Origin of the sequence: Butyrivibrio hungatei NK4A153 (assembly GCF_000424465.1) — a bacterium.
Lineage (GTDB): Bacteria > Bacillota > Clostridia > Lachnospirales > Lachnospiraceae > Butyrivibrio > Butyrivibrio hungatei_A.
In genome coordinates this window covers 159,044-183,265 of record NZ_AUJY01000007.1, presented here as the reverse complement: position 1 = coordinate 183,265, position 24,222 = coordinate 159,044, and the positions used below count along the sequence as shown (strand labels likewise).

Genomic DNA, 24,222 nt, shown 5'->3' with positions numbered 1-24,222 from the left:
TAAGTCTTCTTATTATTCTTCGGAGGAAGAGAAGCGGTTAACTTCTTCCTGAAGACGTTCAGATACTTCTCTGTTACTCTCGGAATCATCGTGAATCGTAGTGATGGAAGCAAGGATTCCGGTAGTGCTTTCTGTTGCATCTGAAACTCCGGTTGTACAGTCGCTGATAACGTGTGAGATGTTGTCAATCTGTTCTGCCATTTCACCGATTGTGTTGTTGAGGACAACAGTGTTTTCGTTTACTGACTTAAGTACCTGGTTGATATCCTCTGCGTCCTGATAGTACTGCTGTGCAACATCTTCAAATTCATCGTAGTCCGCAAGTACCGATTCGCTTACATATGTGAGCATCTCGTTTGAATCTTTTGCAAGTGATTCAACTGCGGAAATAACCTGATTACTGATTTCCTGAATGGAGTTTGCGGTATCTTTACTGTGCTCGGCAAGTTGTCTGATCTCATCTGCAACAACCGCAAATCCTTTTCCTGCATCGCCTGCTCTTGCGGCTTCTATGGATGCGTTGAGAGCAAGGAGATTGGTCTGCGAAGCGATGGAGAGGATATCTTCTGTAAGAGTCTGGATTTGTGCAACGTTCTTACTGTCTTCGATAGAGCTTTCAAGCCCGTCTTTTATGGAAGAAACCATCTCGTTTGTGGAATTTCTCTTCTTTTCGGTGTTTTCGCGGATGACTGTTGCATGATCTTTGATATCCGATACGCGCTGGTTACCGGCTGCAACCTGATCGGAAACCTGTCCGACAGCGGTATTTACATCTTTTGCTCCGTTATTAAGAGAAATAAGTGTATTGTTTGCGGTCTCCATACTTGCAGTAAGTTCTTCCATAACTGCGGATACGTTGCTGACATCTTCTTTGGAAGTGTTTACCAGACCGACGGTATTTTCAACAGATGAATAAATATGTCCCGACTCGGATTTTATCTTTACGATAATATCCTGAAGGGTCGTAAGGAAATTGTTTATTCCTGAAACAAGTACTCCGACTTCGTCTGTTGAGCTATTTTTGATACGACGTGAAAGATTTGCATTTCCTGCATTCATAGCGGAAAGTATTTCGTCAAGTTCTATTGAAGCTGCACGCAAAGGAGAAATTGTCTTGTTTACTACATAAACTCCGATCACAGCTACAATTGTGGAAAGGATGGAACCTATTATAATAGATTTGTGAACGCTTTTCTCAGCCGCCTTTAAGGTTGCGGTGTTTTTATCTACGAGAGCCTGAAGCTGTTCTTTCATAAGAGTGACATTGTCCTCGTATGTAAGTATTGCTTCGTGGCAGTTTGCAAAATAAAGGTCATAGGATTCTGAGAATTTTTTTGCATAGAACATTGTTTCCATTTCTTTATATGTGGAAAGGAAAAGATTTCCTGCTGAATTCATTGTTTCGTATTCTGCAGAAAAATCCGGATCGTTTACTTTTTGAACCTGAACACCCAGATCGTCGAGGGCAGCTTGCAATGCTTCCTGCTCGGGTTTGCCGGGATCCACCATTGATGCGACACCGTCATCTGTATCCAAGGCGCCTGTCGGAGCCATTGCCTGGACAAGAAAGAATCTTTTTACCAGGTTCTGCAGATTGGTATTGGCGTCTCCAAAGTCTCTTTCGATGGACAGATATGTGCCTGACATGGTGTTTGCCGCATTGACGGCGTCCTGGAAACTTATTGCAATAAGAACTACGCCTATTACCATAACTAAGGCTAAAAGGAAGAAACAAGAAAGAATTTTGGTTCTGAGACTTTTCATCATATGGTGCCTCCTTAAAGGGGGATGAGATTTTATGTTGTTATAATTTCACATTATCATCGTTTTTTTATGATATCAATAGATGTAAAAGTAATTTTTGTTTTTTTTTATTGTTTTATTATTTATACAGATTTGGTACAGATTCCGGAAAAGAGAAAGATGCCCCTACACCACTATTTGCGCTATATGCAACTGTCGGTTGACAAATTTCAAAGTAGACTTTATAGATTGCAACCGTGGTTTTTTGTAATCTTTACCCATAACAAGTAACCGAAAAAAATTTGGAGGAAAAGAAAATGATTTTAGCGGATAAGATTATCAATGAAAGAAAAAAACTTGGATTATCTCAGGAAGAACTTGCAGATAAACTTGAAGTATCAAGACAGGCTGTTTCAAAATGGGAAAGTGCACAGTCGACACCCGATCTTAACAGAATACTTATGATGTCCAAGATTTTTGGCGTCAGCACGGATTACTTATTAAAAGATGAGATTGAGCAGGCAGGCGACGGCGAACTTACGGAATATGAGGGAGATTACAGCCCCAAAAAGCTTGTGACAATGGAAACTGCAACATCATATATAGATGCGGTGGAAAGAACCAATCCGTTCATAGCGCTTGGCGTATCTCTTTGTATAGCATCTCCTGCGGTAATGATGGCACTTTCAACTCTCAGTCAGTATGGAAAGTGTTCCGATAATATCGCAAGTGTCGGCGGAATAGTGATTCTTTTGTTCATGGTAGCGGCAGGTGTATTTATATTTATTACAACAGACAAAGACCTTAAGCCTTTTGAGTATATTGAAAAAGAGGAGATTGACACTGCTTACGGCGTAGACGGCATGCTCAGGGAAAAGAAATCCCGCCTTGAAAAGAGAAAGAGCAGCTTTATCGCAGTTGGTGTTATTATGTGCATCCTTAGTTGTGTGCCGCTTCTTGCAACAAGTATGATGAATTCCGGCGGAGAGCTTACAAGTCTTATGGTAGGCGTGCTTCTTATCATGGTATCTGTCGGTGTAAATATGATAATCAGGGGAAATGCGGTTGTTGATGCATGCAATAAGGTGCTTCAGGAAGAGGACTATACTCCGAGCGGAAAAAGACTTAATAAGATTACAGGTAAGGTTGCATCAATATACTGGCCTATAATCGTAGCTGTATTCCTTGGAGTAAGCTTTTTGACCGATAAGTGGGAAACAACATGGATCATCTGGCCTGTTGCAGCCGTACTCTTTGGAGCTATCGCAGGGATCATCAAGGCTGTGCGTGATAAGTAAAAGGGGGAAGTACTGCCGTATCCTGCGCAGGCTGGAAGGGTATATTGCTGATTTTTTAGTGGGTTCGTATTTTGATATTCATGGCATAAAAAAGCAGAACTGTTTGTTCCTCGCTCCAAACTCGCCCATAAATGGGCTCAGACAGGTGGAGCGAAAGCGGAACAAGCAGTTCTACTTTTTTACACTCATGAATATGGCATAATACTCACATACTAAAAAATCGGCAATATACCCTCCCAGCCTACGCAGGATACGGCAGTACTTCTTCTGAGTGCAATAATGGGTAGTTGCTTTTCTTATATAGAAAAAAGCTTTGCTATGGATATGAATAAAAATGCAAAAAGATGCGGAATGTTGTAAGAATTGCTTTTCTGAGGGAAATAGGTATGGTAGCATGTTAATATAGCGTAGAGGAATTATCAGAAATACGAAAAAATAATTCGGAATGGCCGGCGGTAAGATAGGTCATGGAGTTATCGAATGGGCTTTCGTATAACAACTTAAACTTACATGAGGAGGATTCGTATGAGAGTATGTAACAGATGTGGAGCGATGGTTGAAGATGGGATTGCTATATGTCCGAGTTGTCAGACGCCGCTTACGGGGAATGAGCAGGTGGTTTCGCAGCCAATGATGGAGAATGGTGCTTATCAGAATGTTCAGGCAGAGCCAAGACTTGGAACTAAGTGGGCAGATTTCCTTGGATATTTTGCGTTGTGGCTTGGAGGACTTGCCAATGTTGTTTCCGGACTTGGCTGTTTTGCGCTGACCGGAGTGTCTTCTACATATATGGTGCTTGCGATTCTCTTCTTAATAACAGGCGCCATCGATTTTATTGCAGCAATCAAGATTATTAAGAGAAAAAGAGATGCAAGAAAGTTTGTGCTTATCGCATATTCACTGGTTGTGGTGGTTAATCTGATTGCTATCGCGTTTGCGCTTTCATCGAATGGTAAAATTACAACTATGGTTGCAAGTACGGTTGTCGGTGTGATCATGATCTTTGTAAATAATATCTATTTCAAGAACAGAGAAAATATATTTGTAAATTAAATCATGATCGCATTTTTAAAAGTTCCGATAAAAGAACATTTGCTGCGTCTGTTTTGCTCATGATTCCGAGTTCTTTTTCATCGGACGATGTTATAAGAGTAAGTACGTTTGTATCTACTTCAAAGCCTGCGCCTTCGACTTTTAAGTTGTTGGCGCAGATCATATCAAGGTTCTTTTTTTCAAGTTTTTTTCTTGAGTTTTCAAGAAGGTCTTTTGTCTCCATTGAAAAGCCGCATAATATCTGGCCTTTCTTTTTGTTTTTTCCAAGATACGCAAGTATATCGTCGGTGGGCTTAAGCGGAATCGCAAAGTCGCCTTTTTGAGCACCCTTTTTTATTTTGTCATCTACGTAGTTGGCGGGAGTGTAGTCAGCAACTGCAGCGGCTTTGATGATGATATCCTGATCGTTTGCTCTTTGTGTAACGGCTTCATACATGTCTTTTGCGGAAGTGATGCTCACGAAATTAAGGTGAGAAGGCACTTCCAGATTGGTCTTTCCCGATACGAGAGTTACATTTGCACCTCTGCGTGCGGCAGCGGTAGCAATGGCGTAGCCCATCTTGCCGGAAGAGTGATTGGTGATATAGCGGACGGGATCGAGTGCTTCTCTTGTGGGACCTGCTGTAACAAGGAGGTTTATGCCTTCCATGTCTTTGGGACAGGCTATTTCGTATATTATCTCATCAAGGATCTTTGCAGGTTCTTCCATGCGGCCTTTTCCGACAGTACCGCAGGCAAGGAAACCTTCGCCCGGAGTTACTATAATATAGCCGTAGCTTTTAAGAGTTTCTATATTCTTTTGTGTTATGGGATTTTCGAACATCTTGGTGTTCATGGCAGGAGCGATGATCTTCTTACAGGTGCATGCAAGAGCTGTTGTTGTCAGCATGTCATCTGCGATTCCGTTTGCAAGCTTTGCGATGCAATTGGCAGTTGCGGGAGCAATTACAAGTACGTCTGCTTTGTCCGCAAGTGCGATGTGCTCAACTTCCATAGGATGATTTCTTTCAAAAGTGCCCGTGATGCACCTTGTATGAGTAAGTGCTTCGAATGTAAGCGGAGTTATAAACTCTGTCGCATTCTCTGTCATGATAACATCTACATTTGCATGTGTTTTTATGAGCTTTGAAGCAAGATCTGCTGATTTATATGCGGCAATTCCGCCCGTAACACCCAGAACTACATTTTTTCCCTTTAACATCGTTTCTCCAATCACAATATCAGTAAATTCGCTTTGAGTATACCGCGATTTTGTGAGGAATGTAAAGTATGGAAAAAAGTTGTTGACATTTTAGATTGCATACAATATAATTTTATTAAATCAAAACAAAAAACCATTAACATTGTTTCAAAACGGAGGTAATATCATGGGATTTTATGATTATTCGGTAACCGATGCTCAGGGCAATGAAGTTAAGCTTGATGCATATAAAGGAAAAGTTGTTCTTGTTGTTAATACCGCTACAGGATGTGGATTCACACCTCATTACAAGGATATTGAGGCTATGTATGAGAAGTTTCACGATAACGGATTTGAAGTTCTCGATATTCCTTGCAACCAGTTTGCGGGACAGACACCCGGAACCGATGAGGAAATCCATGAATTCTGCCAGCTTCACTACAATACAAAGTTCCCGCAGATGAAAAAATCTGATGTAAACGGCGAAAACCAGCTTGAACTCTACAAGTTCCTAAAGGAGCAGAAAGGCTTTGAAGGATTCGGTAAGGGCGCAGCTGCACTGGCTATGAATGTAATGCTTAAGAAAATTGATAAGGATTACAAGAATAATCCTGATATAAAGTGGAATTTCACTAAGTTTGTCATTGACAGAGACGGCAATGTCGTTGCCCGCTTTGAGCCTACACAGAAGATGGAAGATGTAGCGGCTTATGTAGAGAAGCTCATCTGAAGCGACTAATGTAAAGAAAAGTATATAATATAAAAGAAACAAAACAGCTTATAAGAAGCTTTTACAGGCTTTTTATAATATATTATCTCATTACAATCTCATAAAAAATCTCATCGGATTACATATCTCCCGTCCGATGAGATTTTTTGTATTAAAATTCGGTACATTTTTTTCTGCTTGCAAAAAAACTTTTCTGTGATATATTTATGGTGCGCGGTATTTAGTAGGAACTGAAACTGCAGCATTATTTAAGGAGAATTAAAAATGGATAGTACATCATCACTTAGCCGCAAGACTGAGGAGTTAGGCGGACTGAGCAAAAAGACGCAGTACATGGTAGAGACTGCACTTCTTGTTGCCGTTACCATCATCATGGGTAACACTTTTTTAGGCACAATTCCCACACCTTTATTGAAAGTTTCAATCGTAACCGTTCCGGTTGCACTTGCATCTATGCTGATTGGACCTGTTGCAGGCATTATCTGTGGTCTTGCATTTGGTATCAACAGTTTTATCGGTGCGCTCAACGGATCAAGCGGACTTCTTTCAACACTCTTTAACATCAATCCTTTCGGAGTGTTTGTGACAGCGGTTGTTGCAAGATTTCTTGATGCAGCGGTTACATCATTTGTTTATAAGCTTATACACAAGGGCAAGCTCAAGACAGCTTCCTACTATATAACAGGCGCCCTTATGCCTCTTCTTAATACGGCATTCTTCATGGGCTCACTTTGCCTGTTCTTCTTTAATACTGAATTTGTACAGGGACTTGCAGCCAATTACAATGCTACAACACCTATGGCATTCGTTATCGGGATGGTAGGCGTTCAGGCAGCAATTGAGGCTGTTGTCGGATGCGTTTTGGGAGGCACTCTTGCAATGGTACTTTCCAAGGCACTTCACAGGGGTTAATTAAAAGGCGATTTTCATGAGCGGAGTTTTGGCTGTAGATATCGGTAACTCAAATATTGTCATAGGTTTTTTTGACGGATCTGAATATAGAGAACTTGGAAGACTTAAGTCTGACAGGGATTTTTCTGAAGATGAGATTGCGGAAGGATTTGCAGACCTGATAAGTAAGGCAGGATTAAAAGACAGATCATTTGACGGCTCAGTTTTATCAAGCGTTGTCACTGAGATGACGGATAAGGCAGCAGGGGCACTGAAGAAGATAACAGGTAAAGATGCAATGATTCCAAACACCACAATGAACACAGGAATAGACGTATCAAGATATGACACTTCCTGCTTGGGATTTGATCGGGTTGCAGATCTTGCGGCTGCAGTTTCAGAGTATGGATGCCCTGTAATGGTATGTGATCTGGGAACATGTACGACAGTAACGGTTGCTGATGAGAAAGCAAGACTCGTAGGGGGGATGATATGTCCCGGAGTTCAGTTGTCGCTTGATGCAGAGGCACAGAGAACTTCGAAACTCCCACAACTTACTGCACGTAAGACAGATAAGCTTCTTGGAACGGATACCGAATCGAATATGATATCGGGAGCCGTGGCAGGAACAGGAATAATGCTCACGGGGCTGATAAAAAAAGTCATTAATGAGCATGGTTTTGATGACTTAAAGGTTGTCATAACAGGGGGATGGTCAGAAGCTGTAGCAGAGTGGATGGACGCGGAAGTTATAAGAGATCCGGATCTACTGATGCGCGGGCTTTTGACGGTATATAATAGGAACAGATAATTAAGAAGCCGTACCTTGAAAAAAACAGGGTGCGGCTTCTTTTCAATATGGCAAAAGAGGTCTATAATCAGATAGTCGAATTATGAAGAAAAGTTTTTTTGGAGGAAAATTATAATGAAATCACCTGCAGAGATAGCAGCAAAGTATGAAGTAGTCGGAAAGGGAAAGACAGAAGGAAAATTTTTGCAAACTTTTATGCTTGCCATTCTTGCGGGCTCTTTTATAGCACTCGGCGGTCTCGGAAGTCAGATTGCATCAAGCTGCGCAGCAGATCCGTCAAGCGCAAGGGTTATCAGCTCTGTTGTATTCCCAATCGGTCTTTTTATGGTGCTTGTTGGAGGAGCTGAACTTTTTACAGGAAACTGTCTTATTACAATCCCTGTTTTATCAAAGAAAGCTACAGCTAAAGGAATGATCAGAAACTGGATAATCGTATATATCGGAAATATGGTCGGAGGTTTTTTGATCGCGGCACTTGCTGCATTTAGCCATATATATTCATTTAATGACGGCAATCTTGCAACTCAGGTGGTAAAAACAGCTGTCACAAAATCAACTATTTCATTTGGAGATGCTTTTTTACGCGGAATCCTTTGCAACGTTCTTGTATGCATGGCTGTTTGGTGCTCTTTTGCAGCAGATGAGCTTGCCGGCAAGGTGTTTGCGCTCTGGCTTCCCGTTATGCTCTTTATTATTTGCGGATTTGAGCACTGCGTTGCCAATATGTACTTTATTCCTGCAGGATTTCTTGCATCATACGTTCATGGTATTCCTGCAGACGGACTGTCTGTTTTGGGATTTTTTGTCACCAACCTTATACCCGTAACGCTCGGAAATATCGTAGGCGGAGGTATCTGCGTAGGTGCGGCTTACCATTTGATCTATCTTAAGAAGGATTGACCTTTTGTTTCACTGAGGGACATTGAAAATGAAAAATATTGAATTTTACGTTGGAGATATCACAAAACTTAAAGTTGATGCCATTGTAAATGCCGCCAATTCAAGCCTTCTTGGTGGCGGTGGAGTAGACGGTGCGATTCACAGAGCGGCAGGCCCCGGGCTTCTTAACGAGTGCAGAGGGCTTAACGGATGCAGAACTGGCGAAGCGAAGATTACGAAGGGATACAATCTTCCCGCCAAATATGTTATTCACACGGTCGGACCGATTTATTCAGGTGCAGAGAGCGACGAGACTGACCTGTATAATTGCTACTATAATTCGCTTTCGCTGGCAAAAGAAAATGATGTTCACAGCATCGCTTTTCCCGGAATCTCTACGGGAGTTTACGGTTATCCCAAAGAAGCTGCCGCAAAAACGGCGCTTAATGCGATAACGACATGGCTTTCGGAAAATCCGGAGTATGATATGAAGATAACGATAGTAAACTTCTCGGAACACGACTATGAAGTTTATCAATCGGTGATCGGTAACTGATGTAACTTTTTATTCTAACATCACGCTGAAAGTATAGGAGCATATATGAAGAACAGTTTTGAAAGTGCAGGGGGCAGAAAAAATCGCAGGGGAAGAGGTCTTAGAAAAGAGGATCTTATAAAGATCTATATCGCGGGCGGAGCGATTCTTTTACTTATTGTAGGTATTTTACTTGGCTCTTTGCTGTCTAAGGGTTCAAAGGATGAAGAGGAAGAACTTGATATAGCAGAGGTCGAGGAATCAGTTCCCGAAGAGGAGGTTGCTGTGGAGGCTACTACGGAAGCTTCTGAAGAGGAAGAAGCAGCAACAGAAGCATCTTCGGAAGAACCGGCTGCAACGGATCCCCAGACTACGGCACCAAAGGAGACGGGAGCAAATGTCAATATCAAAGAGCTTGTGAGTGCAAGCAGTGTCGGTGAGAATTCCAAGGTGACTTACGGAATAGACGTATCAAAGTTCCAGGGAACTATCGACTGGGCCAAGGTTGCGGGAACAGGAATTGATTTTGCCATGGTAAGAGTCGGTTACAGAGATTCTGCATCGGGGGAGATCAAGCCGGATACCAACGCAAAGTTCAACATGCAGGAAGCTGAGAAAAACGGTATTAAGGTCGGAGCATACTTTTTTTCCACAGCTGTAACCAAGGACGAAGCGATAGAAGAAGCTAACTGGGTAAAAGATTATATCGCAAAATATTCGATCACATATCCCGTAGGATATAACTGCGAGGGCTTTGAAAAAGAGACGAGCAGACAGTTTAATCTTACCAAGGACGATAGAAGCAATATTGCGATCGCATTCCTTGAGCAGATACACAAGTCAGGATATACGCCTATTTTCTACGCATCAAAGGGAGAACTTGCCGAGGATGCGAAGTGGAATACATCACAGATTGAGAAGTCTTATAAGATCTGGATGGCATGGTACAACCAGGATACTTCAAATATTGCAAAGGGACCTGCTTACGGCGGTCAGTGCGCAATGTGGCAGTACACCAATCAGGGTGACGTTGACGGAATCAGCAAGAAGGTTGACGTAGACGTAGCATATTTTGGATATGACGGAACTGAGACCGCAAAAGATACTTCTGAGAGAGAAGTTGCTTCTGCCGATGTTGAAGCACTTATGAAGTTTGATCCTGTGGATGAAACAGTCACAGCTAAGAGCGTGACGAATTTAAGAGATAAGCCGAGCCAGGGAGCAGACAGTAATGTTGTTGAGACGCTTCAGAACGGCCAGACAGCGCAGCGCACGGGAGTAAGTTCGAGCGGCTGGTCAAGGGTTACTTATAACGGCAGGAATCTTTACGCGGTATCAAGCTTTTTGACGACCGACTTAAGTGCACCTAAGCAGCAGTCGGCAGCTGCACCTGTAGAAGATAACTCGGGTCTTAAGACTAAGTTTGCTTCTTGCAACGAGACGGTAACAGCCAAAGAAGAGGCTAACCTCAGAACGAAGCCCAGTGTTACCGATCCCGATGCAACTGTTGCAGCAACGCTCAAAGCAGGTGAGAACGCTACCCGAACAGGTATCAATAATGATGTCGGCTGGTCAAGGGTTGAGTATAACGGACAGACACTTTACTGCGTAAGCAGCTTGCTTAAAGTGGTGGAATGATCTTAATTGACATCAGTATTATTGTCATGCGCTGCAATGCGGCGTATGACAATTTTTTGAGTAAGAGTATATCAAGAACAAGTTGAGGTTGATGGTGATGAACGTTAGTGAAAAAGATATTTTCCATGTGCATACTTACCGCTGTGGACATGCTGAAAATGTATCTGACGAAGAATATGTAAAAAAAGCTGTTTCGCTTGGTGCTTCAGGGATATGGTTTACGGATCATGCTCCGTTTCCCGGAGATCCTTTTGGGAATAGGATGAAGTATTCTGAACTTGATGAATATATTGGTACTCTTTTTGAATTAAAGAAGAAATATGAAGGCGTTATAAGTGTTCATATAGGTCTTGAAATAGAGTATTTTCCTTTTTTTGATAAGGACGGTTATTACAAAGAGCTTAAAGCAAAAGATAATTTTGAGATGTTGCTGCTTGGTCAGCACATGGCAGAGACAGGCCCCGGAGAATATACTTTTTCCTGGGATAAAGAAAGGTTATGCTCTGAAGAATATATAGCCCTTGGAAATGCCCAGATACAGGCTATTGATACCGGATACTTTGATGTGGTCGCGCATCCTGACAGAATCTTCAGGAAGCGTAAGGACTGGTCGGAAGGTATGGCTACAATGGCTGATCATATAATTGACAGTGCTCGCCGGAGAAATATTCCGCTTGAGATAAATGAATCGTCCAAGCTTCAGAATAATCATTACCGGGAAGAATTCTGGGACAGAGCTTACGAAGTGCAGATTATTCATGGAGTAGATGCTCATGCTGTCAAGGAAGTAAGAGTGCTATAAAATGTGAAAAGCATCTTGTGAGATGCTAAAAGAATAAGCCAATGGCTCTTTGTTATCGGTGTATGAAACTAAGATAGATGTTCAGCAAGACATAGTTAATAGTATTCTTGAATATACTCAAAAGAATAATAATGTATGTAACAGTTGCGATTATAAGCTTTTTTGCGGAAAAGGATGTTACATTGAACAAGATTTGCACAAACAAGGTTGTCAAAAAGAGGTGCACATTTTAATCAGTGTACCTCTCTTCTTTAAATACCTTCATCATTTCGTTGGTAAGGCTGTACTCAAGTGGTTGGAGTTCAATCTCTTCGGGGGACAGCCAGCTTGCGAATTTTAGTTCGTTGTTGTCCATGGTGATCTCGCGGCTTCCGGTTACCTCGCAGAAGAAACCTACGAGGATGTCGCTTGCGATGCCCCATGGCTGTGACTTGTAGTAGCGGATGTTGGTTACATGGATGCCGGCTTCTTCCATGACTTCACGGCTTACGGTTTCTTCAAGAGTTTCGCCGATTTCGGTGAAGCCCGCCACGAGAGCGTTGTGGCCGTAGCCGACTCTGTATCTGGTAACAAGGAGTTTATTGGTTTCCTTGTCGATTACTCCGATTATCACAGCGGGATTAATTCTCGGATATATTATATTTCCGCACTTTGGGCAGATCATGGCGCGCTCTTTTTTAGAGTGTTCGTTTTCTGCACCGCACTTACCGCAGAATCTTGTGACCATGTACCATTCGGCAAGTTGATATGCCGTGAATGCAGCGTACACGTATGTTTGCGGATAGTAGTAGGCACTTCTGAATTTTCTGAAATCATGGAACATGTAGGAATCCGAATCTTGTGCAGAGACATCCAAAAAGTCCATATTTTCGGAATCTGCGATCATCAAAAAGAAATCTTCATCATATATACTGAAAAGATAAGTGAGTTTTTCTTTTGAAATATTTTTTACATCATTAAATCTTGGAAAAGAAATCTCTTGAGTGCCGTCGTCAAGGCGCCCCAGGAGCTTTTTTTCTTTTGTAAAAAACAATATTATTGAGTTTTCGTCCGCAGTCTTTGTCGGATCGTAGTGATTGTTAAGATGTGCCGGTGAAATATCCTGAATCATAGTCTGTCCTTGTATCTTGGATTGTTTATCCATAAATAATGTATCAAAGGAAGCACTGATTGAATCAGCACTTCCTTATTTTTCATATATTGTGCCACATTACGGAATGAGGTTGTGCGAGTACAAGCTCTGGTACTCCTTCGGCGACATACCGTACTCTTTTTTGAATGCTTTAAAGAAACTTGAATAGTCCCTAAAGCCGAATTTCTCGTAAGTTCCCGTAATGCTTGCTCCGCCTGTTATAGCATTTCGGCATTCATCGAGACGTTTTTTTATAATATACTGATGGAGCGAGACACCGAGCGTATCTTTGAACAGATGGGCAACGTAGTATTTGCTTATAAAGAATTTACCCGCAATATCGTCAAGTGTGAGCGATTCCTCAATATTTCCCTCGATGTATGAAATGATATTCTGGAAAAGAGTGAGCTCATCGCTTGAGTTTTTCATATTCTCTTCATCGTAAACAATCCTGTTGATGGTGAGAATGAGGTCGCACAGACACAGGTGTATAAAGGCCGAACTTCCATATCTTTCGCTCGATACTTCTTCAAGAAGACGAAGGAATTTTGACTCGATCATGTGGAACTGGGCGGGAGTCATGTGATATATGTACTTGTGGAATGCCTCCGCTTTCTGTATCAGATACATATAGTCCACAGATTCCTGCATTAGCCTGTTACAGCAACTTTTGCTTATCCAGAAAAGGAAACGTCTGTAGTTTGCCTCGGGATTGTTCATAAGGGCGTGATGCATTATTCCCGGAGGAACGAGCATGAGGTCGCCGGGAGACATCTTGTATCTTGATGCAACTCCTTCCGCATTGAATATTTCCATGGTGACATCACCCTCGATGAAAAGGTAACATTCGTAGTAGTCGTGGGCGTGCGGCTTCAAGGTTGTAAAGTTCTTGTCGGAATAGTAGTAGACCTCGAAATCCGATGATACCATGTATTGTCTTGTGTTAAATGATGATCGTAATTTATTTTTCATAAATACATAATAACTACCTGTGGCAATTTTTGCAAGGTGTGAAACAAAATATTCAATTCTATTTTTTTGCTTAAAAAGTTATTGTATATGTATACGGATATTAACGTTCGAAAACTGTTTTTTTAACAAAGTAGGAAATGATTTATTAGACGAAGGGAGTATTTAGTATCAATGGAAATGACACTTCGCTGGTATGGCAGCAAATATGACACTGTTAAGTTATGGCAGATCAGACAGGTTCCCGGTGTAAAGGGAGTTATCACAACTCTTTACAACAAGCAGGCAGGCGAGCTTTGGGAGCAGGACGAGATCAAGGCTCTGAAGAACGAAGTTGCAGCTGAGAATATGCACATCGCAGGAATTGAGTCTGTCAACGTTTCAGATGCCATCAAGGCAGCTACACCGGACAGAGATAAGCATATAGATAATTACATCAAGACACTTGAGAACCTTGGTAAGGAAGATATCCACATGGTTTGCTACAACTTCATGCCCGTTTTTGACTGGACAAGAAGTGAGCTTGCAAGAAAGAGACCCGATGGTTCAACAGTTCTTGCATATACACAGGAAGCAATCGATGCGATCGATCCCGAGAAGATGTTTGAGACACTTTCAGGTGACACAAACGGATCTGTTATGCCCGGTTGGGAGCCTGAGCGTATGGAGCATGTTAAGGAGCTCTTCGAACTCTACAAGGGAATCGACGAAGAGAAGCTTTTCGAGAACATCGTTTACTTCTTAAAGGCAATCATGCCCGTATGTAACAAATATGACATCAAGATGGCTATCCATCCCGATGATCCTGCTTGGTCTGTATTCGGACTTCCCAGAATCATCAACAACGAGAAGAACATCCTTAAGCTTATGAAGGCTGTAGATGATGTACACAACGGTGTTACATTCTGCTCAGGTTCATACGGAACAAGTCTTGAGAACGATCTTCCTCACATGATCAGAGCACTTGAGGGAAGAATTCACTTTGCACATGTTCGTAACCTTAAGTTCATTTCTCCTACAAACTTCGAGGAGTCAGCACACCTTTCATCTGACGGAACATTCGATATGTATGAGATAGTTAAGGCTCTTTACGAGACAGGATTTGACGGACCTATCCGTCCCGACCACGGAAGAATGATCTGGGGAGAAGTAGCAATGCCCGGATACGGCCTCTATGACAGAGCACTCGGTGCAACATACATCAACGGTCTCTGGGAGGCTATTGAGAAGTCACATCAGCGTGGAATTTAAACATAAGCTTTGTTATATGGGATAAAGGATAAAGCGGAAAGGGTTAACAATGAAATTAAATGCTAATAGCGTAGCAACAGACAGCACTTGGAAAGAGAAAGGATATTATATCCCTACTTTTAACCAGGAAGACATGATAAAGAAGACAGTTGAGGCACCTGAGTGGGTACACTTCGGAGCAGGTAACATCTTCAGAGCTTTTCAGGCTAATCTCGCTCAGAGAATGCTTGATGGCGGCTTGAACGACAAGGGACTTACAGTAGTAGAGGGATTTGATTATGAGATCATCGAGAAGATGTACAGACCTCATGACAATCTTTCACTTCTTGTTACACTTAAGGCAGACGGTTCTGTTGAGAAGTCAGTTATTGCCAGCATCGCTGAGTCATGCATTCTTGATTCAAACGATGATAAGGAATTCAACAGATTAAAAGAGATCTTCAGATGCGATTCTCTTCAGCTTGCTACTTTCACAATCACAGAGAAGGGATATTCACTTGTAAATCCCGCGGGCGAGCTTCTTGCAGCTGTTAAGGACGATTTCGTAAACGGACCTTCAAAGCCTCAGAGCTATATCGGTAAGGTTGCAGCTCTTCTTTATGAGAGATTCCTTGCAGGAGAGAAGAAGATTGCTATGGTGAGCACAGATAACTGCTCACACAACGGAGATAAGCTTTTTGATGCTGTTCATGCGTTCGCAAAAGAGTGGACTGCAAACGGCAAGGCAGAGGCAGGATTCGTTGCTTACATCGAGGATGACAGCAAGGTTAGCTTCCCTTGGTCAATGATAGATAAGATTACACCCAGACCTGATGATTCAGTTAATGAGATTCTTAAGAACGACGGTGTAGAAGAGCTTGAGCCTGTAGTTACTTCTAAGAAGACTTGGGTTGCTCCTTTCGTAAACGCTGAGGAGAGCGAATACCTCGTAATCGAGGACAAGTTCCCTAACGGAAGACCTGCACTTGAGAAAGTTGGTGTTATCTTCACAGAGAAGGAGACAGTTGATAAGGTTGAGCGCATGAAGGTTTGCACATGCCTTAATCCTCTTCACACAGCACTTGCTGTATACGGATGCCTCCTTGGATATGACAAGATTTCAGAAGAGATGAAGGATGAGGAGCTTGTAAAGCTCGTTAAGACTATCGGATATGTAGAGGGACTTCCCGTTGTTACAGATCCCGGAGTTATCAAGCCTCAGGAATTCATCGATACAGTAGTAAATGTAAGAATACCTAACAAGTTTATGCCTGATACACCTCAGAGAATTGCAACAGATACATCACAGAAGCTTGCAATCAGATTTGGTGAGACAATTAAGGCTTACATGGCTTCAGATAAGCTCAATGTAGCTGATCTTAAGTGCATTCCTCTTGTACATGCAGGATGGCTTCGTTACCTCATGGGTGTTGACGATAACGGCAACAACTTTGAGCCCAGCCCCGATCCGCTTCTTGAGAAGGCACAGTCTTATGTAAAAGACATCGAGCTTGGCGGAAACTATGACAAAGAGACACTTAAGAGCAAGGTTCTTCCTCTTCTTAAGGATGCTACAATCTTTGGAACAGATCTTGAAGCTGCAGGCCTTTCAGATATCATCATTGGATATTTCGAGGAACTTATCGCAGGCACAGGTGCTGTAAGAGAAACTCTTAAAAAGCACGTTTAATAATGCAGTTTATTCCTGTAAAAAGTCACATGAACGTTCTGCTGCGTTCATGTGGCAGGATTCCGCAGGTTAAATAAACATAAAATTTTAATTGTATCCCCCACTAAAAAGAAGCCATCGCTTAACCGCGGTGGCTTCTTACTTTTCACATGAATCAGATAATATCAGTTCTTTTTAAGAGCGCTCTTTCTGTAGATGATATCTGTTCTTGCGGGACCGTTACTTACCATTGTGATGGGATAACCGATCTGCTCTTCGATAAATTCTATATATTTTCTGCAGTTCTCAGGGAGATCTTCGTAGTTCTTGATTCCTCTGATCTCGCATTTCCAACCGGGAAGAGTCTTGTATACGGGTTTAGCCTTGTCAAGAAGGTGAGTAACAGGGAATTCTGTAGTTACTTCTCCGTCAATGTCATAACCTACGCATACAGGAATCTCATCGAGGTAGCCGAGTACGTCAAGTACAGTGAAAGCTACATCTGTTGTTCCCTGAAGTCTGCATCCATACTTACTTGCTACGCAGTCATACCAGCCTACACGTCTTGGACGTCCTGTTGTTGCGCCATATTCGCCGCCGTCTCCGCCACGATTTCTGAGTTCTTCCGCTTCATCGCCAAAGAGCTCAGATACGAATGCACCTGCTCCTACAGCTGAAGAATAAGCCTTGGAAACAGTTACGATCTCTTTTATCTCATAAGGAGGGATACCTGCTCCGATAGCACCGTAAGCTGCGAGAGGAGAAGATGATGTAACCATAGGATAGATTCCGTGATCGGGATCCTTCATGGTTCCGAGCTGTCCCTCTAAGAGGATTGTCTTTCCTTCCTTGATTGCCTTATCGAGGTAGAGAGATACGTTTCCGATATAAGGCTTAACCTGCTCTCTCCATTCAACGATCTGATTAAAGAGCGCTTCTTTGTCGATAGGCTCTGCATGGTAGAGATTAACGAGGATTACATCTTTAATCTGGGCAATTCTGTCGATCTTTTCCTTGATAACATCGTCATCCTGGAAAAATTCGTTGATCTGCCAGCCAATCTTTGAATATTTATCTGAATAAAAAGGTGCGATTCCTGATTTTGTTGAACCAAATGACTTTCCTGCAAGTCTTGCTTCTTCAAGGGAATCAAACTGAACATGGTAAGGCATCATAACCTGTACTCTGTCTGAAATCATGATCTGAGGAGCGGGAACGCCCTTTGATGTGATTTCGTTAAGCTCGTTCATGAACTTTGTAATATCAAAAGCAACACCGTTTCCGATGATGTTCATTATATTCTGATGGAAAACGCCTGAAGGCATTGTGTGAAGTGCGAACTTACCATAATCGTTAACTATGGTGTGTCCTGCGTTGGCACCTCCCTGAAAGCGGATTACAACGTCGGCTTTGTCTGCAAGAGTGTCTGTGATCTTGCCCTTTCCTTCGTCGCCCCAGTTAGCGCCTACGACTGCTTTTACCATTTATTGTTCCTCCTTAATAGAAAACATGATTAAAATCGTACATTAGTATAATAACGGAAAAAGAAATATAAGTAAAATCAATATTTTTTATGAATGATATAAGTATTGCTTATTTTTCGAAATTTTATATAAAATTATACAGTTTATTGACACATTTTCGTCAAAAAAGCGCTACAATTATACATATAATCTGTAAGTGGCTGTACATTAGATTAATTCGTGCGTGAAAGAGTCACAGAAGCCCTTTATTCAATAGTATCAGGAGGTCAGTATGGCAAAAGCGATCGACGATAAGAAGAAGTTTGGTAACGAGACATTTAAAAATCTTTCTGTAGCGGATAAGCTCAAAAAAGTTTTTTATAGACTTCAGAACAACCTGGTTCTGGTTTTTATTGTGGTTCTATTGATAGATGCTTTTTCAATATTCAATCTGCACAGTATATATAACGTTTTCTATGAACAGAATACGCAGCAGGGTGAGATACGTATAACAATCCAGGCTCTTGCAAAGTATTATCTCTGGGCGCTTAATGCCGAGGATGACGCCGACCGCGATGAACAGATGAAAGGAGCTTCCGAAAAGATCCAGGAATTGAATGACGGACTCGGAACGCTGAGTAAAGTTTATAAAGACGATCTTACTACGGTCTATTCGCATATCGCTGATATAGACAACTACGGGCAGACTCTTAACGGCATGTTTTCATCGGGCGCATCGCACACTGAATTGTATGAATACTATGTTGCTAATGTAAATGAAGCTATCAAGATAGTTGTAAAAGATTTTAAAGAAATTGGAATATCTGCCAAGGAGCAGGCTCAGAAGGCATATAACGGAGCACTTACGATAGTTATCATACTTACGGTTCTTTCAATGGCTATCGTTATATATGCAATTCTTTATTCAAATAAGGCGAAAGCCGCACTTGCAAGTAATATCCTTGATCCTATAAAGGCTCTTTCAGAAGCTGCCGATGATATGGCTAAAGGTAAGATTGACATCAAGGTTCCTTCCGATTCAAAAGATGAGCTCGGAAAGCTTGCTGATGATATAACATATTCGACCGATGTTATCGCTGATATTGTAAAAGATATAAGTGATACTCTCAATCGCATGTCTACCGGAGATTTCTCCTGCGGTTCAAGAAATGAGAAGCTCTATATAGGTGATTATGTTCAGATAAAAGAGGCTTTTAGAAATATTTCAAGTAACTTAAGTCATACACTTCTTGAAGTAAGAAACTCATCTACGCTTGTTTCGGACGGCGCTCTTAATATGTCACAAGGGGCAACGGACCTTGCGGAAGGATCTACGGATCAGGCGGCTGCAGTTGAGGAACTTACGGCATCTGTAAACTCCGTTACAGATCAGACAAGACAGCTTGCGGAAGTTGCACAGAGAAGCCACGGCATGGCGGGAGATGTTAAGGACAAGGCGGAAGTCAGTGCCAGAAAGATGCATCTTGTTACCGACGCCATGACAAGGATTACGGAAGCATCTGCAGAGATTGAGCAGGTTACGAATACAATTGAAGAGATTGCAAGCCAGACATCGCTCCTTGCCCTCAATGCTTCGATAGAGGCTGCAAGAGCAGGTGAAACAGGAAAAGGATTTGCGGTTGTTGCCGATCAGATAGGAAAGCTTGCAGATCAGTCAAGTGAAGCTGCAAAGAATACGCATCAGCTCATTGCAGATACAATGGAAGAAATCAAGAACGGAAATGCGGTTGTTGCCGAGACAACGGATGCGCTTGATGCCATGCAACACAGCGTAGAAGAGATCACGGAAATGATCAAGAATACAGGAAACCTCGCTCAGGCACAGGCTCAGAGCATGGAAGAGATCGATAAGGGAATTGAGATGATCTCGGGAGTAGTTCAGAAGAACTCCGAGACAGCCGAGCAGTCAAGCGAAGTATCCAAGGAACTTTCGATACAGTCAGAGAGTCTCAACGACCTCATCGGAAAATTTACAATAAGCAGTTAATTGCATATCCTAAATGTATTTTGGGGTAGTTACAGAAAGTCCTTTGCGTAGACAGGGTCTGCGTGGGGGACTTTTTCCATTGTCTGTTTGCTTTTACAAAAGCTCTACTTTATAATGTTCGTATTGCAGACATATTCAATATATCTTATTAAAAGTATATAACTGAAAGGTATATAACTATGATTCATATACAATCATTGGACGAAGGACTTGCGCTTTTTAAGGCGCTTGGATCGGACATAAGAGTTGAGATTGTGAAGATCCTTGTTTCTGAGGGAAGTTCAAATATGAATGATCTCGCGACGCGCCTCAAGATTACAAACGGTGCGCTTACAAGCCATATCAAGAAGCTTGAAGAGTGCGGTATTGTTCAGGTTACTTCGGAAACAACGGGGCATGGCAACCAGAAAATATGCTCAGTTCAGCCTGACAATATCCTTATTGATATAAGGTCACCTAAAAAGAATGAGGCTATTTATGAGACTGACATAAAGGTTGGACATTTTTCGGACTGCCATATAGAGCCGACATGCGGACTTGCTTCTTCGGAGAAGGTTATAGGAGAAGTCGACGATCCAAGATACTTTGCGCATGGCGAGAGATTCGATGCCGACATTCTCTGGTTTACAAGAGGCTATGTCGAATATGACATTCCCAATTTTGTGCCGTTTAATCAGAAGATAGATGAGCTTAGTATTGCGGCAGAGATGTGCTCAGAGGCGCCCGGATATAATAATAATTACCCTTCCGACATATACTTTTATCTGAATGGCACATTGCTCGGAACATGGACTTCTCCGGGGGATTTCGGCGATGTGAAAGGTCTTTTTACACCGGACTGGTGGTTCCCGTTGTGGAATCAGTATGGTCTACTTAAGATGCTTGTCATAAATCATGAGGGCGTTTTTATAGACGGACAGAAGCTCTCTGATGTCACAGTCGACAAACTCAAGCTGACTCATAAGACGCCGCTTAAACTAAGGCTCGAAGTTCCCGAGAACGCAGAACACGTCGGGGGTCTTACGATATTCGGCAAGGGCTTTGGAAATTACAACCGCGATATAAATGTCAAAATGAAGTACAGTAATATATAGAAGGATGGTTTTAAAATGACGGATAATAACAAGACACCTATGGCAAAAAGAGTGATCGCGATAATCGGAATAATCGCTCTTTTATCAACTTACGTGATTCTCTTTGTGATGGCGATCATCGGCACGCCGTTTGATTACTTTATGGGCGCTGTTGTGGCTACGGTCGCTATTCCCATTTTTACATGGATCTGCATCTGGGCTTTCAGCAGTATAACCGGAAGACATACGATCGCATCGCTTGATCCTCTGACTTCAAATAAGCAACACGATTTAAGAGGAAACGTTGTGCCTGAGGGCAAGATCGATACGGTTGTTTTCGATATCGGAAATGTGCTCACAGACTTTGTTTATATGGATTTTATTGAGAAAAAAGTTTCTGATAAAGAGCTGGCAAAAAGAATCGCAGACGCCTCTGTTCACAGCAAAGAGTGGACGGAATATGACCGCGGCGTTCTTTCTACAGAAGAGATAATTGACGGATTTAAGAAAAACGATCCCGAGATTGCGGATGTGATAGAGAAGACCTTCGAGGACCTTACCGATATAGTTACCAAGAGGGATAATGCGATTCCTTGGATAAAGGCTCTTCAGGCAGCAGGATATAAGGTATTGTATCTTTCAAACTTTTCATGGCAGGTTCTTGAAGCTTGTCCCGATGCAATGGCATTTATCGATGAGACTGACGGCGGAATCTTAAGCTACAGAGATAAGGTCGTAAAACCCGATCATGCTATATATAACCTGCTTGCTGAGCGTTACAACCTTGTTCCGGAAAAGACCGTGTTCATCGATGATACCAAGGTAAATATCGATGCGGCAAAAAAACTTGGCTGGAACGGAATCGTGTACAAGGACTATGCGAGCACCAAAAAAGAACTTGAAGCACTCGGAGTTATATATTAAGGAAGTTTATTTTTCTTTTGAAATATCTTCTTTTATAAGTTCATATAATTTACTTGCGGCAATTGAGAGAGGTCTCGTGTCATCGGTGATGACGCAGATCTCTCTTTTTGGAATGATCTTATTAAAGCGAAGTTCAAAGAGAACACCGCTTTCCAGATATTCTTCCGCAAAACTCTTTACGACACAGCCTACGCCTAAGTTTCTGAGCGCGAACTGAACGATCATATCGCTTGTTGCAAGCTCAAATTCGGGGCGTATATCGGCTCTGTTCTCTGCAAGGAAAGAACTGATATAGTTCTTTGTACTTGTTTTGCCCTCAAGCATTATGAGAGGAACTTTCTCAAGATCTGAGAAATCAAGCATCTTATTTTTATATTGGATAAACTTTCTGCCCGCAACGAATATATCTTCAATCTCTGCAACAGGGAGAGATGAAATGTCTTCTTTCATTATAAAAGGAGTCGAGACCACACCGAAATCGATCTTGTCATCCGAAAGATAATCAAGAGTCTCTGGAGTCGGGCCGTTTGTGACCGTAACCTTTATGTTTGGATATTGTTCGTGGAATTTCTCAAGATAAGGGAGCAAAAAGAATCTAAGCGTCATGTCGCTTGCGCCGATCCTGACTTCGCCGGCGTCAAGATGAAGGAGCTGTTTAAGGCGCTGTTCTCCGAGCTCTATCTGTTCATAGCCTCTTTCTATGTATCTGTAGAGAAGGCTTCCTTCCGTTGTGAGATGTACGCCCTTGGCGGTCCTTCGGAAAAGAGTACATCCAAGCGCCTTTTCCAGCTGGTGGATTGACTGGCTCACGGCAGGCTGTGAGATGGACAATTCCTTGGATGCGAGAGTTATACTTGAGAGTTTTCCTACATAATAAAATACTTTGTAATATTCAAGGTTGTTGGTCATGTCTTGCTCCTTTTTTCTTTTTTTATTCTAGCAAAAATTAGTTGATATTACCAAACGACCTTGTTATAATGTTTCAAGAACTCTGACTGGGAGTTTTTTTGAATGCAAAAAATCGGGTGGCATGTGGCTGAAAGCCAGAACAGGAGCGAGTTTTCATGAATTTAGAAAATGACAACAATGTCAATGAAGGCAGTGTCGAAGATGTCGTTGAAAGATATCGTCCTGAGCTCAAGAAATTGACTCCATATTTGAAATGGCTTAGGAGTAACGCAAGCGTTGATGTAGCGCAGGCATATTCCAACAGCGAGCTTAAGTCTATGTCTTTTCCGATATACGACTCCAATCTGTTGGCTTTTGTAAAGGCAGCACAGAGTACAAATCTGCTCGACCGCAATTATGTCTATGTTTACAGCAGAAATCGTCTTCGTAACTACAAGGATGAACTTCTTTTTATAGAAAAAGCCGGAATCACCGAAATGGATGAGCTTTCCGGAATTTTATCCAAGTATATACTTTCCGGTATGACCAAGGGTACCGTATGGGCCGAGGGTGTTAATAACGGAGTTTTATACAGCGTAGTTAATAAGATGAATGAGCTTGTAGAGTTCTGGGGACAGGGCGAAGGTACATCAAATAGTTTTAGACTGTAAGTAAGGATAGCGAAGAATGGGAGAAAAGTCCGAGATCAAGAAAAAGTACATTCTTGATAAAGCAAGAACAGTTTTTGCTGATAAAGGTTTTAAGAATGTAACAATGAAAGATATAGTTGATGCCTGCGAGATAAGTCGTGGGGGTCTTTATCTCTATTTCTCAAGTACGGATGAATTATTCCTTTCGGTTCTTTCTTCAGAGACCGATGAGGATGATGAAGAGACCATTACTGCCGCTCTTACAGGAACTGCAACTGCCGGTGATATGTTGGCTCTTTTTTTGAAGGAACAGAAGAAAGAAATTCTCAGAAAGAAGAATAATCTTACTGTCGCAACATATGAATATTTTTCCGTTAATAAAGTATCGCCAAAAGATAATCCTTTGAAAGACCAGTTTGATACTGCTGTCAGGATTATTGAGAGATTAATTGAAAACGGCATCGAGAGCGGTGAGTTTTATTGTGAGAACCCTTTGGGGTGTGCTCGCAATCTTATGTACGTTGTGGAAGGACTCAAGATCACTTCCAAGACTGTCGGCATTTCAGAAGAAGCCATTGACAAAGAACTAATGTATGTTTTAGAGGGATTAGTGCCCAAAGAATTAAATATTAATGATGATTAATAGAGAGTGCTTT

The 24,222-nt window shown here is 41.9% G+C and carries 22 protein-coding genes; 16 read left to right on the top strand and 6 right to left on the bottom strand.

The features are described from left to right. Positions 1-12: 12 nt before the first annotated feature. Positions 13-1,767, bottom strand: a complete 1,755-nt coding sequence (locus G628_RS0105300) for a methyl-accepting chemotaxis protein (RefSeq protein ID WP_026655541.1) — start codon at positions 1,765-1,767, stop codon at positions 13-15. 293 nt (positions 1,768-2,060) lie between these two features. On the opposite strand from G628_RS0105300, the gene G628_RS0105295 reads away from it, so the two are divergent. Together G628_RS0105295 and G628_RS0105290 are read left to right on the top strand one after the other, a co-directional pair. Then, complete coding sequence (locus G628_RS0105295; protein WP_026655540.1) at positions 2,061-3,041, top strand: helix-turn-helix domain-containing protein; 981 nt, start codon at positions 2,061-2,063, stop codon at positions 3,039-3,041. 525 nt (positions 3,042-3,566) lie between these two features. Continuing rightward, entirely contained in the window at positions 3,567-4,094 is a 528-nt protein-coding gene (locus tag G628_RS0105290) for a hypothetical protein (protein WP_027208640.1), read from the top strand. Position 4,095: 1 nt separating this feature from the next. On the opposite strand, the gene coaBC is transcribed toward G628_RS0105290, so the two are convergent. Next, positions 4,096-5,295: a bifunctional phosphopantothenoylcysteine decarboxylase/phosphopantothenate--cysteine ligase CoaBC gene (gene coaBC / locus G628_RS0105285; RefSeq protein ID WP_027208639.1), complete on the bottom strand. Its 1,200-nt coding sequence runs from the start codon at positions 5,293-5,295 to the stop codon at positions 4,096-4,098. A 166-nt stretch (positions 5,296-5,461) separates the two neighbouring features. Between coaBC and G628_RS0105280 the strand changes: the two genes are divergently transcribed. The 7 genes from G628_RS0105280 to G628_RS0105250 all read left to right on the top strand — a co-directional run bounded on the left by G628_RS0105280 (position 5,462) and on the right by G628_RS0105250 (position 11,560). After that, complete coding sequence (locus tag G628_RS0105280; RefSeq protein WP_026655536.1) at positions 5,462-6,004, top strand: glutathione peroxidase; 543 nt, start codon at positions 5,462-5,464, stop codon at positions 6,002-6,004. Positions 6,005-6,268: 264 nt separating this feature from the next. Beyond that, positions 6,269-6,916 (top strand): ECF transporter S component, encoded by a 648-nt coding sequence (locus G628_RS0105275; protein WP_026668361.1) that lies wholly within the window; start codon positions 6,269-6,271, stop codon positions 6,914-6,916. 16 nt (positions 6,917-6,932) lie between these two features. After that, positions 6,933-7,706, top strand: coding sequence for a type III pantothenate kinase (locus G628_RS0105270; RefSeq protein WP_026668362.1), 774 nt, complete (start codon positions 6,933-6,935; stop codon positions 7,704-7,706). Between the two features lie 114 nt (positions 7,707-7,820). After that, on the top strand, positions 7,821-8,606 hold the full coding sequence (locus tag G628_RS0105265; RefSeq protein ID WP_026655533.1) for a formate/nitrite transporter family protein: 786 nt from the start codon (positions 7,821-7,823) through the stop codon (positions 8,604-8,606). Positions 8,607-8,634: 28 nt separating this feature from the next. Then, positions 8,635-9,141, top strand: coding sequence for an O-acetyl-ADP-ribose deacetylase (locus G628_RS0105260; protein WP_026668363.1), 507 nt, complete (start codon positions 8,635-8,637; stop codon positions 9,139-9,141). Between the two features lie 45 nt (positions 9,142-9,186). Continuing rightward, positions 9,187-10,758, top strand: a complete 1,572-nt coding sequence (locus G628_RS0105255) for a GH25 family lysozyme (protein ID WP_081670571.1) — start codon at positions 9,187-9,189, stop codon at positions 10,756-10,758. A gap of 97 nt (positions 10,759-10,855) precedes the next feature. Further along, positions 10,856-11,560: a PHP domain-containing protein gene (locus tag G628_RS0105250; RefSeq protein ID WP_027208637.1), complete on the top strand. Its 705-nt coding sequence runs from the start codon at positions 10,856-10,858 to the stop codon at positions 11,558-11,560. A 229-nt stretch (positions 11,561-11,789) separates the two neighbouring features. On the opposite strand, the gene nudC is transcribed toward G628_RS0105250, so the two are convergent. Both nudC and G628_RS0105235 read right to left on the bottom strand, forming a co-directional pair. Further along, positions 11,790-12,704, bottom strand: a complete 915-nt coding sequence (gene nudC / locus G628_RS0105240; RefSeq protein WP_242827176.1) for an NAD(+) diphosphatase — start codon at positions 12,702-12,704, stop codon at positions 11,790-11,792. 66 nt (positions 12,705-12,770) lie between these two features. Continuing rightward, a complete protein-coding gene (locus G628_RS0105235) occupies positions 12,771-13,664 on the bottom strand; it encodes an AraC family transcriptional regulator (RefSeq protein WP_026655519.1) in 894 nt (297 codons plus the stop codon). 171 nt (positions 13,665-13,835) lie between these two features. Here G628_RS0105235 and uxuA point away from each other — a divergent pair, with 171 nt between their 5' ends. Both uxuA and G628_RS0105225 read left to right on the top strand, forming a co-directional pair. After that, entirely contained in the window at positions 13,836-14,912 is a 1,077-nt protein-coding gene (gene uxuA, locus G628_RS0105230; RefSeq protein ID WP_026655518.1) for a mannonate dehydratase, read from the top strand. 49 nt (positions 14,913-14,961) lie between these two features. Continuing rightward, entirely contained in the window at positions 14,962-16,581 is a 1,620-nt protein-coding gene (locus G628_RS0105225) for a mannitol dehydrogenase family protein (RefSeq protein WP_027208635.1), read from the top strand. A 164-nt stretch (positions 16,582-16,745) separates the two neighbouring features. Here G628_RS0105225 and G628_RS0105220 read toward each other — a convergent pair whose 3' ends face one another. Further along, the gene (locus tag G628_RS0105220) at positions 16,746-18,044 is read right to left on the bottom strand and encodes an adenylosuccinate synthase (protein WP_027208634.1); all 1,299 of its coding nucleotides are present in this window, start codon (positions 18,042-18,044) and stop codon (positions 16,746-16,748) included. Positions 18,045-18,315: 271 nt separating this feature from the next. Here G628_RS0105220 and G628_RS0105215 point away from each other — a divergent pair, with 271 nt between their 5' ends. The 3 genes from G628_RS0105215 to G628_RS0105205 all read left to right on the top strand — a co-directional run bounded on the left by G628_RS0105215 (position 18,316) and on the right by G628_RS0105205 (position 22,028). Then, positions 18,316-20,031, top strand: coding sequence for a methyl-accepting chemotaxis protein (locus G628_RS0105215; RefSeq protein ID WP_027208633.1), 1,716 nt, complete (start codon positions 18,316-18,318; stop codon positions 20,029-20,031). Between the two features lie 179 nt (positions 20,032-20,210). Next, positions 20,211-21,125, top strand: coding sequence for an ArsR/SmtB family transcription factor (locus tag G628_RS0105210; RefSeq protein WP_026655513.1), 915 nt, complete (start codon positions 20,211-20,213; stop codon positions 21,123-21,125). Positions 21,126-21,140: 15 nt separating this feature from the next. Next, positions 21,141-22,028, top strand: a complete 888-nt coding sequence (locus G628_RS0105205) for an HAD family hydrolase (RefSeq protein WP_051199040.1) — start codon at positions 21,141-21,143, stop codon at positions 22,026-22,028. Between the two features lie 6 nt (positions 22,029-22,034). Here the strand turns inward: G628_RS0105205 and G628_RS0105200 are convergent, their stop codons facing one another. Further along, positions 22,035-22,937 carry a LysR family transcriptional regulator gene (locus tag G628_RS0105200; RefSeq protein WP_026667707.1) on the bottom strand — a complete coding sequence of 301 codons (903 nt, stop codon included), beginning with the start codon at positions 22,935-22,937 and terminating at the stop codon, positions 22,035-22,037. 155 nt (positions 22,938-23,092) lie between these two features. Between G628_RS0105200 and G628_RS16495 the strand changes: the two genes are divergently transcribed. Then, positions 23,093-23,587 carry a hypothetical protein gene (locus tag G628_RS16495; protein WP_051199039.1) on the top strand — a complete coding sequence of 165 codons (495 nt, stop codon included), beginning with the start codon at positions 23,093-23,095 and terminating at the stop codon, positions 23,585-23,587. 16 nt (positions 23,588-23,603) lie between these two features. Further along, the gene (locus tag G628_RS0105190; RefSeq protein ID WP_027208631.1) at positions 23,604-24,209 is read left to right on the top strand and encodes a TetR/AcrR family transcriptional regulator; all 606 of its coding nucleotides are present in this window, start codon (positions 23,604-23,606) and stop codon (positions 24,207-24,209) included. The last annotated feature ends 13 nt before the right edge of the window (positions 24,210-24,222 follow it).